Here is a 15,499-nt window from a genome sequence, read left to right on the forward strand (position 1 = left end):
TTGTCAGATTTATGACGCACCTCTAAAAGTAAACAATATGATAATAAAATGTATTTGCTTTATTGCGTCGAGCTGGGCGTCTGTCGGGTCAAGGCCCGTGGAAAATGACTTTGTATCCTTGCTCATTCCAGTGTTGCAGCAGTTCATTTTGTCTTCTGGTTGGCGTCGTACCGGTCCAGACAAAAAGTGTTTGTCCGGGGAATAGCTCAGGACGTGGTGTTTCAATAGGTTCTGCAAGAATGGCGATATGCCACCCGGATTGCGATAAGCGCCAGGCCTCCAGCCATAAGCGGGTTCTGTCTTCAACATCCCAGGCCATCAGAATGGCATCTTTCCCTGACTTGCGACGCGTTTCCGACAGGAGTACCGCAACATATTCAATCAGCGCGCCGTCAAGCATACTGTTCATTATGCGAGAGGTATTATGATCAAGTATGAGCCGCTGACGTACAGGGAGATAGACTCGGTCAATCAACGCATCTACCGGATACGCGCGGCCAAGAGAGAGCATTTTGGCCCGCAGTTTCGGCGGATGCGCCATCCGCAGAATGCTCATCATCTCTTCCTGCAGCTGATTCCAGTCATCGTCAGTTTCACGGGTACTGGTTTCCAGTAATGCTTTAACTTTCCCAACAGGCGTACCATTGCTAATCCAACGTTTGATTTCTTCAATACGTTGAATATCCTCTTCATCAAAGAGTCGATGGCCGCCTTCACTTCGTTGAGGTTTGAGTAAACCGTAGCGTCGTTGCCATGCCCGAAGGGTCACAGGATTTATCCCGCAACGCTCTGCGACGTCGCCAATGCTGTAATAAGCCATAGTTCCCCCAACACGCCTGATTCTCCGTCACCGATATGCGGTTCCTGTCACTTTGTACAACATGCATCAAATTGTACAAAACATACAGAGCATTCTAGCAAAATTAAGATTTACTTTACTATCACGCGTGAGAATCTTACTGCATTCAACATCAAATAGCGGAGCGGGGTAACAAAAATTTTTCATAATGTCATTAAGTTACAGCTTACCCTAAGCGAGTTTATTTTTTCTCAGGCCATGCTACTGAAGGGGTACCATTCAGCAAGGCTGCTGCAAATAAGTTACCCTGGAAAAGCTCGATCCCGGCGGATTCAAGCCACATCCATTCTTCGGGTTTTTCAATGCCAACGGCGGAAAGTTGAATCTCAAGTGAAGTACAGCATTTAATGATCGCCTGAATGATAGCTTGCCTCGGGCCACTTTTATGGACATCAGCAATGAGTTCACGGCTTATCTTTATTCTGTCCGGCTGGAAACGAGACAGGAGCAATAGCCCGGCATAACCCGCGCCGAAATGATCAACTGCCACACAAATCCCCGATGCTTTAAGTGATTTTACCGCCTGTGCAAAAGCATCAAAGCGTGAGATGACTTCGCTCTCGGTAAATTCCACAATGATTTGTTCAGGGACCAGCCCATTTGCGGCTATTTCATGAATCAGAAAGTTAACAGCGTCGGGTCTGTTCACCAGCGTCATAGGTAACAGGTTGACTGACAACATTTTTTCACCAAGGTTCAGCGCGCTGGCCATGGCAAATGCCGTCTTTTTACTTTCCAGATCCGCTGTGTACATCTCTTCCGTGCTTAATTTGTCAAAGTACGCTGCCGGAGTTTCCCCATCTTTACCACGAATCAGCGCTTCCAGAGCGATAACGCGTTGTGAGAGAGGATCGATAATTGGTTGAAAGGCAAAGGTGTAGTCGGTATTTGACGCAAGCTCTGCTTTATTAAGGGTGGTACCACTATTATCGGTAATAAAATCCCAGAAATTGGCAGCAGGGATTTCGAAATAAGTCGATTTTTCTGTCGCCAGTACGAATGTCCGGAAAAACTGCAATGCCCGGTCATCATACGTGAGCTGGAATTTTGACGTTCCCTGATTCAGTACAGCTTGTAAGACCTCAGCCCGTTCATGTTTTTGTAAATCAAATAACTCCATCCCGACCTTCCCGAACCGGCGCGCTGGGGCATAATCGCACATCAGTTCGACAATATTGTAGTGCCGTGGGTCGTTACAAATACAACGATAAATCTCCTTCACCTGCTCCTCTGGGCCTTCAAGTAGTTGGAAAAAATGCCGACCGTTAAAGAGCAAGATCCCCGTAACATCAGATCGCCTGTTTTTCAGATTTGCGGCCACCACCATATCCTCAATCGCATAGAGGGGGGCGTCATCACGTAGATGGCTACGGTAAATAATGGTCGTGAGCATGGAAAGTCCGGGATTAAGGGATGAGGTGAGGACAGTATCAGACAAACGCGGTTATGTCCTGATTTTCAATACATTATTTTAACTGTAATTTTACATAATAAGGTTCAACAAAAATCGTAATTGCCCTGGTTCATAGAGGTTGTACAATGGGTGGAGATATCGTGTTTTTCTTTTTCTTCGTAACATATTGATAAATAAAATATAGCACTTTATGTTAAAATTTGCCTTATCTCGATGTACACATATTTGGTACAACTTTGCTACTGTTATAAAACTTAATACTCACCAGCATTTTGTTACAGGAGCAACATATGCAGCAGCACAGAGTTCTCACTGATTCCGCACACGCAATCTCTCGTTACTTTGCAAAAGCGCATCTTCCTACACAGCAGGAAACATTGGGAGAGATCGTCACTGAGATATTGAAAGATGGACGTAACCTGAGCCGAAAGTCACTCTGTGCCAAGCTTTTGAACCGTCTTGAAAAAGCATCTGGTGAGGACGAACAGAAGCATTACAATGCCCTAATCGGCCTGCTCTTCGAATAAAGGGACACCCTAAAACATATAAATGGGGAAAGTAGTGAAGTAGTTATGAAGAAAACTGACCATGAACGCTTGAAACACGAAATTACAGGTTTAGCAGTTATACAGATTTTGCGCATGAACACGGCAATATCACTACCCGCATTGATTAAGCAATTACGTCTTATGAAGGTGAGTGAAGCGGATGCCGGGCGTAGACATCTTATTGACAGCATAATTCATGATTTCACAGATTCTAATCCGGCAAGGATGAACCCCAAACCGGAAAGAACTGGTGATGAGAGTGTATTCAGTGGCAGTAAAAAGCCTAAATTACATTAGAGACCATTTTTCATACTATACAAGCGAGGTGACTATGCTTCAGGAAATGAATGTTCACAGAGCAATAGCAGATAAGGCTTTGTCGAGTTACTTCCGTAATGCCGGTGAGCTATTAGCAGATGAATCCGTTGTATTGGGACAGGCAGTAACAAATGTGATTTTAGCTGGTGATAATGTTAATAATAAAAATATCATTTTAAGCCTGATCGCTTCACTGGAATCGACAACCGATGTTGTTCAGGCTGATATCATCAGAAAAACACTGGAAATAGTTTTGCGCTATACCGCTGACGACGTCTAATAAAGTTATTTTATAATCATGAAGCTCCAGCATCCATAGTATGTGCTGAGTATTTGTATACTTTAAATTAAGACTACACATAGCATCTTCTCATTCTTAGACTGCATTATTATGGGCTTGATATGATTAATTCAATTCCGGAAAATTATATTTTCCAGTGCGCTTTATATAAGAATTTAGAGCGCAATGTGATGTTGAAAATGGGTTATGTCAGTGATGACATTCTTGTTCAGGCACTTAGTGTACAGCTGAAGAATGAGAAGAATGCTATATTAACCGATCTCTATATGCAGATTATGCGTCACCTTCAACCAGGTATTCGTTCTGAACCCCGTCAGATTAATTGTGATTTTTTAGAGGTCATAAATAATGAATACAGTTCAGGAACACGCCAGACATGCAGAATTGTGGATTGATGATGTCTATATCAGACAAGGCCTGGAGATTATTCTCGCTGATATAGAATATAAAGATAAGAACGTGCGTCTTGTTTTCTTTACGATTAACTACTTCAACACTGTCAAAAAGCAAAACTATGATCTCAGGACGCATCGGCTGGTGCTTCTGATTGATGGTCATCTGTATCAGTATCTCAATGAACTTTCGTTCTACAGGCTTCCTGTAGACAGTGGCGTAGCCTCAATCAAAAAATTTATCGCTGAAATTATCAGCATTGATACTGAACACGACCAGCAATCTGAAATAAATATCGTCCTGACTGAACGGGATAAATTTATCTTAACGCAATTAGGGGAAGGGCGGACTATTTCTGAAATTTCTGGCTTGCTTAACCTGCACTTAAAAACGATTTACCTGAGCAGGCAAAATCTGATCAAGAAACTTGGCTGTTCGGGGTTGATTGATTTTCAGGGAATACTGCAAACCCCAATATTCAGGAACTGGCTGAAACATGCCTGAGTAAAATACAGTGCGTGGATTTTTGGCATTTGGCATTCTCAATATGACGCGGTGTATGCGATTCCGTTCCGGTAGCCAAAATATCTGCTGCTGTTTGTCATATTCATCGCGCCCTCAGTTGAGTCGCTAAGGAAGGGTTACAAGCAAGTGCTCTTTGTGTTACTAAAAGAAGTATGACGGGAAGGTTCTTAGAGCCTGGACTCGGTACGTCCCTATGGGCTGAGGGATCCCCAGAAAATCCACATCAGTAAACCGGCACCATACGGCGCATCTTAAAGATTCTGGAGTAGCACAACCTGGGGATTCTCTATAAAATGTCCATTAACCTTGGCATAAATAATGAGAATGTTTAAAATGCAAGCTTCCGTTCCGTTGCGTTTACTGGAAGTAAACTCGTCACTGATTTGGCACTGGCCGTATTTGCAAAGTGTTATTACAGTGATGATACGGGATCAATTTAACGGGCTTATCATTAACCAACAGAACTTATTTTCTTTGTTAGTCTCTCCTTCAAAATATTGTCAGCATGGTCGTGAGAATCTGCTTCGTGAACATCAGGAGCATTTACTTTATTTGCAGCGTTTATGCCGGTATTGCCGTACTTCCGGCATTCGGGTGTGGCTGCAAGGAGAGGCGCTTCCCCGTGACGGTAAAATCCAGGAAAAATACCCTGAATATGCGCTAATTGATAACAGCAATGCGGACGAAATTTTCTGGAAAAATTTTTATCAGTACGATCTCTATGAGGCCTTGGATACATTGCCGGGTATTGATGGGGTAATTGTTAATCTTCCTAGACATCAGCCTTATAAAGCCAACTGGGTTTCAACACTCCCTTATCTCTATAAGACACTGCGTACCCTCGGAAAAAAAATGGTGTTACGTGACTATATGGAGGATGAAGCCGCCTCGTGGCAACTAGTTAATGCCTTGCAAGTATTACCTCAGGATGTGCGGGTCTCCATAAAGGCGGTTGCACAGGGATATCGCCCTGGATTTGTTAATAATCCGCTCCTGACTCAACTTGATGGCCGAATCAAGTGGATTGAGTTCGACATGTGGGGGCTGGAATATGGCTGGACGCTTCTTCCATGCTACCTGTTAGAGGAAATCCAGGGCCGGTTAAGCTGGGTAGAAAGCATGGTGGGCGAGGATCTGGAGGCCATAACGGGGCGGCTTAACTGGGAATGGATCTCCAACAGTTCGCTGATAAATTCAGTTAATTCTGTCAACTTGCACGGCCTGGCGATGTTTGGCCGCGAAATCTTTATGACGGAAAAACAGGCCTTTCACTGCTGGCTGACGGATATGCTTGAGCATAAAGTGGGGACGATTGAGGTGAACCTCTTCCACCAGCTGTACATCTGTAGCTATGAATGGATGAGAAAGACACCCTACATTCTGGGGCATGTTTTGCATCATTACAGCCAGGTGCCAGACAGCTACGCCCTGGCCGTAAAGCAGCTTCAGCTGCATGTGCGCAAATCCGATGATTATGCCCTGTCGACCCTGTTTCCGGTAAACGATCCCGATAGTGGACGTGAGCAATTCCAGCAGTTGGTATTGGAAAAAGAGCGGGCTCTTTTCCTTGCTCAGGATTCACGTAACCGGCTCTATCACATCATCCATTCTGTTGCGATGTCCAATGAGAAGAGGGAGCTGTTTAAGCGAGTCTGGGAACGCGTCCCTTGGTATACCGAAATGTTTAACCGCGTCTCACGCAGCGTTGCCATGAAAATGATGGTAGACAATTATGGTCATCAGAGCGGTATTTCTTTATTTGAATTAACGAAAGAAATTAATGAATTGCGTATTCTGGCAACACGACTTTCAGAATGGATGGATAGGGAAGAACAGCAGCAGCCCCATTATCTGGCGATGCTATTTGATCCTGCCAGGCTGATTAGCCTGGCAGACAGTCTGACTGAAAATGAATAGATTACGCGTCAGCGTTTTTAAGCTGTTGGTAAAAATCACGCAGGATATAAAAGGCTTTTTTACGCGTTACCTTGTCAGCGGTAATAAGGCCCTTGCAATTGAATCCCTTCTGATAGGGATTCTGACGTCGTTCTGTCCGGTAGTCATACAATAACCACGGGGTAAAACCTCGAATGTAATTGAGTTTTGGCAAATATTCGGTCTGCTTGCGATATACCTCCGCCATATAGTTTTCCGAGAACGGCCCTGACGTCGGTGCATTATCACCGATAACCCCTTCAGCCCCGGTTTCGGTAATAACGACGGGCTTAGAAGGTGATGAATTTTCTCCTAGTACAATCAGATCGTCGAAATTCTCTTCATACCAGCCGTAATACTCGTTAAGGCCGATAATATCGAGATGCTCCGCCAGGCGATCTTCAATCTTCATTTTGGCATGGTTAACAAGGCAGGCGGCAGAAATTAAACGGCTTGGATCGGCCTGACGAGCGGTGTCAACCAGCATGGTCATAAAGTCCAGCCGTTCGTCGGTATCCGCGTTTTCATTACCGACCGACCAGATAATCACGCTGGCACGGTTACGGTCGCGATAAATCAACTCCATCAACTGATTATGTGCATCGCGCTGGGTAGCCGGATTTTTAAAATCTATCGCCCAGTAGTTTGGGATCTCTTCCCAGAGCAATAAGCCGACTTCATCCGCTATGCGAGCCGCCATCTCATGATGTGGATAATGCGCCAGCCTCAGGTAGTTACAGTTAAGCTCTTTTGCATGGTGAAACCGGCGGCGGATATCTGCTTCACTGGTCATTTTTCCGGACAGAAGATCGTCTTCGTGACAGTTAACGCCGCGAAGATAGAGTGACTGGCCGTTCAGACGGATATCCGTCCCTACAACTTCTATTTGCCTGAAGCCGACACGATCGCACACGCAGTCACGTCCCAGCGATGCCATCACGCGATATAATTTGGGACGGTCAGGGGACCAGATCTGCGGCTCGGCAGACAGCTCTGCGTTCGCCACGCCGTTAATCACTGGAAGCGTGACGGCAATACCCAGCTCTGAGATCGTTAAGTTGACCTCCTTCGCCTCTCCTTCCACGGCAATTTTTACCGCGATCCGGTTATATTTACCATCAGGCACTAAATAGACAAACAAATCCCGGATATAGGATTGCGGGGTGCGATACAGTTCAATTTCACGGTATATCCCACCATAGTTAAACCAGTCGTTATTTCGTAAGGGTAAACGGTCGGTAGTACGCGTATTATTTACGCAGATCATCAGCACATTATTTCCCGGCTGAATTTCGGAGGTTAACTCAGCGCAAAATGGCGTGGAGCCACCATAATGGTTGCCAATAAAGTGATGGTTGAGGAACACTTTGCAATCGTAGTTAGCCGCGCCAATGCGCAAGAAAATACGTTCGCCCGCGTCCCGTTCGATATAATCGATTTCCCGGGTATACCAGGCGCTTCCCTCAAAGTAGAACCACTTTTCGTTCATCATCTGCCAGCATCCCGGAACCGGTACGGAATCGCCAGCAAAGGGATCGTAGTCGTAAGGATCGCGGCGCGTTTCTTGATCGCGTTTTTCCAAGAGATGCCACTTTTGCCTTAGCCCGGTGTCATGGAGATCCAGCGTAAAACGCCACTCGCCGCTCAGGCTTTCACCGTCACGCCCCCCGGTGAACAGCAGATTGGTGTGATTAAAATTCTGCGTATTGTACGGGGTGTCATATTGCTCGTTGTGTAAGCACTCTACGGCATTTTCAGCCAGGTTCGATTTTTCCAGCATGAGATATCCTTCCTAAATGAGGTGTTTCTGAAGGATAACGGTTCAAATTCAGACTCAGGACTGCTTCCTCAATCTCTGACGGAATCGAAAGTGGGAAAAAACCGTAAATGTGATGGATGTCGAAAATGGGCCGTATTTTCATGTGATCGACATCTCATTATAAATGTTGTCAAAGTGATCTCTGTCACATCAACACTTACGGGTAGCGATATTACTCACATAAATTCAGGGAGGAACTTCGGGGATCTCAATTCCATTTCTAACCCGTCACGGACTCTGACCCGGTCACTTACAATGGCGAAAAGTTAACAGTTATTTGTATTGGGTCTGTTTGGATACATTATCTTATCGTGATGGAGGAAATACGATGGGGCAGTTGCAAAGCGGTGTCAGTAATGAGGCAGTAAAGGCAGGATCGGCAACCAGTCGATATCGATGGACAATTTGCGCATTACTCTTTTTTTCCGTCACCATTAATAATCTCGACAGATCTATTTTAGGTTTGCTCGCGCCAATGCTCCAGAAGGATATTGGCTGGAATGAGATTGAGTACGGAAATATTGTTACCGCATTTCAGGCGGCCTATGCGGTAGGTTTATTACTGTGTGGACGTATTGTTGATGTCTATGGCGCCCGCCTGGTCTTGCCCATTGCACTCGCACTCTGGAGTTTCGCGGCGATGGCGCACGGCATGGTCGGTACGGTTGTTGGATTTATTTACGCACGCATCTTTCTTGGACTGGGTGAAAGCGCCAACTTCCCTTCAGCCGTGAAGGTAACCGCAGAATGGTTCCCCAAACGAGAGCGCGCATTCGCAACGGGCATATTTAACGCTGGTTCGAATGTCGGGAATGTGTTTGCGCCGGTCATTATTCCCTGGATAGCCTTACAGTGGGGCTGGCGTGAAGCCTTTATCGTGACGGGCGCGGTAGGGCTTATCTGGATTGCCTTCTGGCTACTGCTGTATGGAAAACCGGAGAAAGTTAAGAAAGTAAACAAAGAAGAATTGGCCTGGATCCATCAGGATGATGATGCAGAGACGGCAGCGCAAACCACGCAAAAAATAAGCTGGTTAGGGCTGCTAAAATATAAGCAAACCTGGGCATTCGCCGTCTGTAAATTCCTTACCGACCCTATTTTTTGGTTCTTCCTCTTCTGGATCCCGAAGTGGCTACACGACGCTCGCGATATTGATATGGCCCATATGGCGATGCCGCTGGTGCTCATCAATGTGCTGGCAACGCTTGGCGGTCTTGCCGGAGGCTATCTCCCGGCATGGATGGTTAACCGTGGAATAGCAGTAAATAAGGCGCGTAAGTTTACCTTATTATTATGCGCAATCTGTGTGCTCCCGATTTTATTGGTCTCTAACGTTTCTAATCTGTGGGTGGCGGTAACGTTAATTGGTATTGCTGTCGCGGCGCATCAGGGGTGGTCCGTCAATCTTTATACCAGCGTATCGGATATGTTTCCTAAACAAGCGGTGGGTGCTGTGGTCGGTATCGGCTGCCTGATAGGCTCGCTTGGCTCCATTCTCTTTACCCAAGCGACGGGACATATTTTGCAGGCAACGGGCAGCTACTGGTCTATTTTCCTGATGGGCGGATTTGCCTATCTGCTGGGTTTCCTGATTATGCACGTATTAATTCCAACCATGTCGGTTGCTAAATTTAAATAATATTGATCTCACAGGTACAAAAAATGTCATTAACCGATAATTTATTACAGGAACGTATTCTTGCGGCTAAAGATAAAAGTCTGCTTTGGTTAAAAAGCATGCAACTTCAGAACGCAACTCCGGGCATATTGCGTGTGAGCGAACGACACCAGGCTGAACAATGGCCGCAAATGCTTCTGCCTGGAACCTATGATGGTACGATGGCGCGCGCGTTATTAGGAGATGACATCCCGGAGAAAAAAGCGCTAGCGGACTGGATATTGCGCCATCAACGAGAGGACGGATATTTCGAGCTGCCGGGTTTAAACTGGAGCGAAACGTGGAAAGGCCCGGATGCCGATAAAACGCGCCAGTACATGCGTTTTCACGCGACGAATTACTGTATGGGGGCGCTGGAAGTGCTTGATCAGCTCAACAGGCTGGAACTGCCTTTTATAAAACCGTATCTCGATCCTCAGTATTTTTGGGCATGGCTGGCACAACGTGATATGCGCGATCCGTGGCTTGAAGGTAACAATATCGTCAATGTAGGCAGCTTCCTGCTGCTTGAAAAGCAACGCGATCCGAAGGGACCCGCGGCGCAGCGATTACAGGATATGATTTTCTGGCATAACCAGCAGAGTGAGCCCTTTTCCGGTTTTTGGGGACCCGGGCAGCAGTACAGCCAGGAGGCTCTGCTGTTTGCACTCTGCGGCGCCACACATAATTTGCACGTGTTCTATGCCCTTGACGAAGATATTCCTTATTTTAACCAGTCAATGAGCCGTTGTCTGGAGCAGCCCTTAGCCATCCGGAGCAGCTGTATTGATGTCGATATTATCGATATTCTGGCGCACGGCCATGCGCGCTGTCCGCATCGTCGTGATGAAATTGAACACTGGTTGCGCCGTATGCTGGTGGCATTACTGGATTTCCAGAATGCAGATGGAGGGTTCCCGGACACCCTGCTTGGTGAGCGCGGTTACGATGGATGGGTGAAGGGTTACAAAGAGCCGCAGGGCTACAGTAATACCTTCGCGACCTGGTTCCGCTGGATAGCGATTGCGATGATCGCCCAGGTATTATGGCCGCAATGGCAGAACTGGCGTTTCCGTAAAACGATTGGTATAGGGTATTTCAAAGCTCCGTCCCTGTAATTTTCTTTCCTATAGCTAAGTGTCTCTGGCCCATAGATAAATCATCCCGCAAGGGGCGTCTATGGGCACGTCATACTGTTACTGATAGATTTTAGTGTGAAAGTTGAAACTCTATGAAATGAAAAATCCACGCAATTGCGTGGATTTTATAGTGTTTTACCGTTGTCATGAGATTCAATGAAACCTCATGAGACGAGAAATTTTATTCAGACGTTGAACAGGAAGTTCATCACATCGCCATCTTTCACGATGTAATCTTTCCCTTCCGCACGCATCTTACCGGCTTCTTTCGCGCCTTGCTCACCTTTGTAGGTGATGAAGTCTTCAAACGCGATAGTCTGTGCACGGATGAATCCCTTCTCGAAATCGGTGTGGATTTTACCTGCCGCCTGCGGAGCGGTAGCGCCGACAGGGATGGTCCATGCACGTACTTCTTTCACGCCCGCGGTGAAGTAGGTCTGCAGATTCAGCAGCTCATAGCCTGCGCGGATCACGCGGTTCAGCCCCGGCTCTTCCAGACCCAGCTCGGCCATGAACTCTTCACGGTCGGCGTCGTCCAGCTCAGCGATGTCGGCTTCAACAGCGGCGCAAACAGCTACCACCACGGAACCTTCGGCAGCGGCGATTTCACGCACCTTGTCGAGGTACGGGTTATTTTCAAAACCGTCTTCGTTGACGTTGGCGATATACATGGTCGGCTTCAGCGTCAGGAAGCTCAGGTATTTGATGGCCGCTTTATCTTCGTCAGTCAGATTTTTCAACGCGCGCAGCATGCCAGCGTTTTCCAACTGTGGCAGACATTTTTCCAGGGCAGCCAGTTCTGCTTTAGCGTCTTTGTCGCCGCCTTTGGCTTTCTTCTGTACGCGGTGAATAGCGCGTTCACAGGTATCCAGATCGGACAGCGCCAGTTCGGTATTGATAACATCGATATCGTCAGCCGGATCCACTTTGTTATTAACGTGGATGATGTTGTCGTTTTCGAAGCAGCGCACCACGTGGCCGATCGCTTCGGTCTCGCGGATGTTAGTCAGGAACTGGTTACCCAGGCCTTCACCTTTGGAGGCGCCTTTTACCAGGCCCGCGATATCAACGAATTCCATCGTGGTCGGCAGGATACGCTGCGGTTTGACGATTTCGGCCAGCTGATCCAGACGCGGATCGGGCATCGGGACAACACCCGTGTTCGGCTCGATAGTACAGAACGGGAAGTTTGCCGCTTCAATACCCGCTTTTGTGAGCGCGTTGAACAGGGTGGATTTGCCTACGTTTGGCAAACCGACGATACCGCATTTGAATCCCATGTTTAAATCACCTTAATCTTTTGATATTCAATCTGTTATAGAAAACAGATTGTAGAAAAGTAAATAACTCTGCCTATTATACACAGCACGCGAGCAAAATGCCGCACATCGCTGCTTATTGCGCTTTAAAGGTATGTAACCGGCTCGTTGCTTTAGTCAGGCCATCTTTGAACAAAATCTCGGTACAACGGGCCGCTTCGTCAATCGCTTCATCAATTAACTTCTGTTCAGAAACAGGTGGTTTGCCTAAAACAAACCCGACAACTTTGTTTTTATCGCCCGGATGGCCAATTCCAACGCGTAAACGATGAAAGTTAGGGTTATTGCCTAACTTGCTGATGATGTCCTTCAGGCCATTATGTCCGCCATGACCACCGCCAAGCTTAAATTTGGCAACACCTGGCGGCAGGTCTAGTTCGTCATGTGCAACTAAAATTTCATCGGGATTGATGCGATAAAAACTAGCCATCGCGCCAACGGCCTTGCCGCTCAGATTCATAAATGTGGTCGGCACCAGCAGGCGGACATCTTCGCCTTCTAGCGTAACCCTGGAGGTGTAGCCGAAGAATTTCGGCTCATCGCGCAGGGGAGCGCGTAATCTCTCTGCCAGTAGATCAACATACCATGCGCCGGCGTTGTGCCGCGTTGCCGCATACTCTGCGCCGGGGTTCGCCAGACCGACAATCAATTTAATCGTCACGTGTTTTGTCCTGAGTGTATCTATAAACGACGGGTAGTTTACTGTCTGGCGCTGCGCTTGACAAAAAACAGCATGCTTATCCTCGAAAATCGAATAATTGCGAAACTGGACTATTAGAAATTGAGTGTGTTCAGTAGCTTATTTGTAAAGTTTTGTTGCGCGGGTGTTTGTAATTGTGATCGCTCCCGCACTTGCGAACGGCAGTGTTGTCTATACTTTACACATAAGGATTAGGGGTATTCCCTGTAACAACCCAAAGTTCCGGAGGTGACACATGAAACGCAAAAACGCTTCGTTACTCGGTAACGTGCTCATGGCTTTAGGGTTGGTGGTGATGGTGGGTGGTGTTGGTTACTCTATTTTAAACCAACTGCCGCAATTTAATTTGCCACAGTTTTTCGCGCATGGTGCTGTGCTCAGTATTTTTGTCGGCGGTGTTCTCTGGTTAGCGGGGGCCAGAGTCGGCGGGCACGAACAAATTAGTGACCGTTACTGGTGGGTACGTCATTATGACAAACGCTGCCGTCGCGGTGATACCAATCATCGTCACAACTAAATAGTCTCTCCGCTGCGAGTGCCACTGTTTGCAGGCAGAGTCCTGGTTGAAAACCAGTCCTCTGCTTGTTCACGCATATCCCGGATAAAATGCACTCATCATTGCTGCGCAATTGAAGAGGCGTTATTCGAATAATCGATAATGTAACGCCTTAACCACGCTATCCGCCGCGTCAGCCGGTAACAGAATGCACAGGTTATCGTTTGACGCCCCATGGCAAATCATGCGAACCGTATGCTCTTCGAGCCAGGCAAAAACATCTTTGCAAACTCCCGCAGCCTGGGTAAGTTTATTGCCCACCAAAGTGACTAATGCCAGTCCGGTTTCCACTTCCACCCGACAGTGGGATGACAATGCGGTAAACAATGCTGTGGTTAGTATATGGTCCTCACCCGATGTCGCATGAGTGGCGTCCAGCGCCAGCGCAATACAATTTTCTGATGTCGTGACCAAATCCACTGCTACCGCATGGTGGGATAAAATGGCAAATACCTGCGCCAGAAAAGCACAGGGCGGTTGTGTCTGCAAACTGTGTAATCGTAATAGCGTCTGTTTACGGCGCACGGCGAGTGCCCGATAACGTGGTGGATTATCGGTGGTGTTGTGCACCAGCGTACCACCGGCGGCCGTATCTTTACTTGAGCCAACAAAGACCGGAATGCTTTTCCGCATTGCCGGGAGCAGTGTAGCCGGGTGAAGAACCTTCGCACCGTAGGCGGCCATATCGCTGGCCTCGGAAAATGAGATATGGTCGATCCGTTTGGCCCGTGGCGCAATGCGCGGATCGGTGGTGTAGATCCCGGCAACGTCGGTCCAGATGTCCACGCGTGCGGCGTGCAGTGCTTCACCAAGTAGCGTGGCGGTGTAATCACTCCCGCCGCGTCCCAGCGTCGTGGTATGTCCGCCTGCATCGCGACCAATAAATCCCTGGGTAACCATAATAGCCTGCTCAAGACGCGGGCGCAGATGAGTCTCCACCTGGTGGTGCAGGGTGCTGAGATCCGGTTCAGCGCAGCCGTAGTTCGAGTTGGTACGCATCACGCTGCGGGCGTCAAACCACCCGGCTTCGGCGTGTCGTTCACGTAATACTTCAGTAAACAGCAAAGAGGACATCAGTTCGCCGTGGCTGACTAACTCATCGCTTAGCGCATCGGATGGTGAAACCGTCGCCGTTTCTGCAAGGCGGCGTATATTGTTGAGAAGATTATCGATTTCCGTGCTGATAACGGACGGCTGCTTCAGGCGGGAAATAATGTTGTATTGGATGGCGCGTAACGTCTCAAGCTTATCTAATCGTTGATGCGTTTCCAGACCTTCAGAAAGCTCGACCAGTAAGTTTGTCACGCCTGCTGAAGCAGACAGAACGACTAAACGGACATCTTGATCAGCAAGAACAATGCTGGCGCTGCGGTTCATCGCATCAAAATCAGCGACGCTGGTGCCGCCAAATTTGGCAACGACGGATGGTGGATAAATGCGAGTCATAACAATCTCATATCAGGGCGCCATAAAAGTATGGCTAGAAAATTTTCATTCTCGGCATAAGGGAACGACGTTCGCCTTACGAAATGTCCGCCCGCGAACATTTCTGCTGACAACCCAGGGAATTCCTGTTGTCGATAACGCGTGTCGCCTGTACGCGTTACCGGGTGCTGCGCATTAAATTTATCTACATAGCCTGTAAATAAGCGCGCCATACTAAGTGATTTATATTTAGGGATCGACTTTTTTATTCGATTTATCGAAAAATAAGTGAAAAATCATGTCGTAAAGAAAAAACGCGCACATTATTAATAGTAAAAACATGTAAAAAAATAATAAAAACATGAAAACCTCATGGTTTCTATTACATCGTACAGGTTGCAACTGGCTACAGCATTGTAAAATAAATAGCTATATTTGTTTATGATTTCGTAATGCGGGATGTGCTTTATGCTTTGAATTTTAAGGTAAAAATGCTCATTTAAGGCGACGTAAAATAAATGATTGAGTCCAGTGCTAAAACAACATATATTAGCCGCGCTTTTTTACAGGTAATCCTTATAACCATTTATT

At 47.1% G+C, this 15,499-nt stretch carries 15 protein-coding genes; 9 read left to right on the top strand and 6 right to left on the bottom strand.

The window, feature by feature from the left end; translation table 11 throughout:
* Positions 1 to 88 precede the first annotated feature (88 nt).
* Both FDX11_RS10875 and FDX11_RS10880 read right to left on the bottom strand, forming a co-directional pair.
* Complete coding sequence (locus FDX11_RS10875; RefSeq protein WP_042307920.1) at positions 89 to 820, bottom strand: MerR family transcriptional regulator; 732 nt, start codon at positions 818 to 820, stop codon at positions 89 to 91.
* A gap of 220 nt (positions 821 to 1,040) precedes the next feature.
* Positions 1,041 to 2,252, bottom strand: coding sequence for a diguanylate phosphodiesterase (locus FDX11_RS10880; RefSeq protein WP_042307923.1), 1,212 nt, complete (start codon positions 2,250 to 2,252; stop codon positions 1,041 to 1,043).
* A gap of 311 nt (positions 2,253 to 2,563) precedes the next feature.
* On the opposite strand from FDX11_RS10880, the gene ycgZ reads away from it, so the two are divergent.
* From ycgZ to FDX11_RS10910, 6 genes are all read left to right on the top strand, one after another.
* The gene (ycgZ, locus tag FDX11_RS10885; protein ID WP_042307924.1) at positions 2,564 to 2,800 is read left to right on the top strand and encodes a regulatory protein YcgZ; all 237 of its coding nucleotides are present in this window, start codon (positions 2,564 to 2,566) and stop codon (positions 2,798 to 2,800) included.
* Between the two features lie 45 nt (positions 2,801 to 2,845).
* Positions 2,846 to 3,118, top strand: coding sequence for a hypothetical protein (locus tag FDX11_RS10890; protein ID WP_042307926.1), 273 nt, complete (start codon positions 2,846 to 2,848; stop codon positions 3,116 to 3,118).
* 34 nt (positions 3,119 to 3,152) lie between these two features.
* Entirely contained in the window at positions 3,153 to 3,419 is a 267-nt protein-coding gene (locus FDX11_RS10895; RefSeq protein WP_038641176.1) for a biofilm/acid-resistance regulator YmgB/AriR, read from the top strand.
* A 122-nt stretch (positions 3,420 to 3,541) separates the two neighbouring features.
* A complete protein-coding gene (locus FDX11_RS10900; protein ID WP_042307929.1) occupies positions 3,542 to 3,835 on the top strand; it encodes a hypothetical protein in 294 nt (97 codons plus the stop codon).
* Positions 3,789 to 4,337: a LuxR C-terminal-related transcriptional regulator gene (locus FDX11_RS10905; protein ID WP_227255169.1), complete on the top strand. Its 549-nt coding sequence runs from the start codon at positions 3,789 to 3,791 to the stop codon at positions 4,335 to 4,337. The genes FDX11_RS10900 and FDX11_RS10905 overlap by 47 nt, the downstream gene beginning before the upstream one ends.
* Positions 4,338 to 4,691: 354 nt before the next feature.
* A complete protein-coding gene (locus FDX11_RS10910) occupies positions 4,692 to 6,275 on the top strand; it encodes a hypothetical protein (protein WP_079223809.1) in 1,584 nt (527 codons plus the stop codon).
* Between the two features lies 1 nt (position 6,276).
* Here FDX11_RS10910 and FDX11_RS10915 read toward each other — a convergent pair whose 3' ends face one another.
* On the bottom strand, positions 6,277 to 8,073 hold the full coding sequence (locus FDX11_RS10915) for a glycoside hydrolase family 2 protein (protein ID WP_137397896.1): 1,797 nt from the start codon (positions 8,071 to 8,073) through the stop codon (positions 6,277 to 6,279).
* A 367-nt stretch (positions 8,074 to 8,440) separates the two neighbouring features.
* On the opposite strand from FDX11_RS10915, the gene FDX11_RS10920 reads away from it, so the two are divergent.
* Entirely contained in the window at positions 8,441 to 9,751 is a 1,311-nt protein-coding gene (locus FDX11_RS10920; RefSeq protein WP_137350157.1) for an MFS transporter, read from the top strand.
* Between the two features lie 23 nt (positions 9,752 to 9,774).
* Complete coding sequence (locus tag FDX11_RS10925) at positions 9,775 to 10,887, top strand: hypothetical protein (protein WP_079223825.1); 1,113 nt, start codon at positions 9,775 to 9,777, stop codon at positions 10,885 to 10,887.
* A 206-nt stretch (positions 10,888 to 11,093) separates the two neighbouring features.
* Here the strand turns inward: FDX11_RS10925 and ychF are convergent, their stop codons facing one another.
* Both ychF and pth read right to left on the bottom strand, forming a co-directional pair.
* The gene (ychF, locus tag FDX11_RS10930) at positions 11,094 to 12,188 is read right to left on the bottom strand and encodes a redox-regulated ATPase YchF (RefSeq protein WP_048211448.1); all 1,095 of its coding nucleotides are present in this window, start codon (positions 12,186 to 12,188) and stop codon (positions 11,094 to 11,096) included.
* Between the two features lie 115 nt (positions 12,189 to 12,303).
* Positions 12,304 to 12,888 carry an aminoacyl-tRNA hydrolase gene (gene pth, locus FDX11_RS10935; protein ID WP_016153302.1) on the bottom strand — a complete coding sequence of 195 codons (585 nt, stop codon included), beginning with the start codon at positions 12,886 to 12,888 and terminating at the stop codon, positions 12,304 to 12,306.
* Between the two features lie 274 nt (positions 12,889 to 13,162).
* On the opposite strand from pth, the gene ychH reads away from it, so the two are divergent.
* The gene (gene ychH, locus FDX11_RS10940; RefSeq protein WP_003833480.1) at positions 13,163 to 13,444 is read left to right on the top strand and encodes a stress-induced protein YchH; all 282 of its coding nucleotides are present in this window, start codon (positions 13,163 to 13,165) and stop codon (positions 13,442 to 13,444) included.
* Positions 13,445 to 13,567: 123 nt separating this feature from the next.
* On the opposite strand, the gene lysC is transcribed toward ychH, so the two are convergent.
* A complete protein-coding gene (gene lysC, locus FDX11_RS10945) occupies positions 13,568 to 14,929 on the bottom strand; it encodes a lysine-sensitive aspartokinase 3 (protein WP_137397897.1) in 1,362 nt (453 codons plus the stop codon).
* Positions 14,930 to 15,499 lie beyond the last annotated feature (570 nt).

The organism is Citrobacter sp. wls714, from assembly GCF_005281025.1.
GTDB classification, from domain to species: Bacteria; Pseudomonadota; Gammaproteobacteria; order Enterobacterales; family Enterobacteriaceae; genus Citrobacter; species Citrobacter werkmanii.

Excerpts from the sequence above, each read along its gene's own strand:
- FDX11_RS10895 (WP_038641176.1), top strand. The coding sequence starts at position 3,153 with ATGCTTCAGGAAATGAATGTTCACAGAGCAATAGCAGATAAGGCTTTG.
- FDX11_RS10910 (WP_079223809.1), top strand. The coding sequence starts at position 4,692 with ATGCAAGCTTCCGTTCCGTTGCGTTTACTGGAAGTAAACTCGTCACTG.
- FDX11_RS10905 (WP_227255169.1), top strand. The coding sequence starts at position 3,789 with ATGAATACAGTTCAGGAACACGCCAGACATGCAGAATTGTGGATTGAT.
- ychF (WP_048211448.1), bottom strand. The coding sequence starts at position 12,188 with ATGGGATTCAAATGCGGTATCGTCGGTTTGCCAAACGTAGGCAAATCC.
- FDX11_RS10915 (WP_137397896.1), bottom strand. The coding sequence starts at position 8,073 with ATGCTGGAAAAATCGAACCTGGCTGAAAATGCCGTAGAGTGCTTACAC.
- FDX11_RS10875 (WP_042307920.1), bottom strand. The coding sequence starts at position 820 with ATGGCTTATTACAGCATTGGCGACGTCGCAGAGCGTTGCGGGATAAAT.
- lysC (WP_137397897.1), bottom strand. The coding sequence starts at position 14,929 with ATGACTCGCATTTATCCACCATCCGTCGTTGCCAAATTTGGCGGCACC.
- ychH (WP_003833480.1), top strand. The coding sequence starts at position 13,163 with ATGAAACGCAAAAACGCTTCGTTACTCGGTAACGTGCTCATGGCTTTA.
- FDX11_RS10880 (WP_042307923.1), bottom strand. The coding sequence starts at position 2,252 with ATGCTCACGACCATTATTTACCGTAGCCATCTACGTGATGACGCCCCC.
- FDX11_RS10925 (WP_079223825.1), top strand. The coding sequence starts at position 9,775 with ATGTCATTAACCGATAATTTATTACAGGAACGTATTCTTGCGGCTAAA.
- FDX11_RS10900 (WP_042307929.1), top strand. The coding sequence starts at position 3,542 with ATGATTAATTCAATTCCGGAAAATTATATTTTCCAGTGCGCTTTATAT.
- FDX11_RS10920 (WP_137350157.1), top strand. The coding sequence starts at position 8,441 with ATGGGGCAGTTGCAAAGCGGTGTCAGTAATGAGGCAGTAAAGGCAGGA.
- FDX11_RS10890 (WP_042307926.1), top strand. The coding sequence starts at position 2,846 with ATGAAGAAAACTGACCATGAACGCTTGAAACACGAAATTACAGGTTTA.
- ycgZ (WP_042307924.1), top strand. The coding sequence starts at position 2,564 with ATGCAGCAGCACAGAGTTCTCACTGATTCCGCACACGCAATCTCTCGT.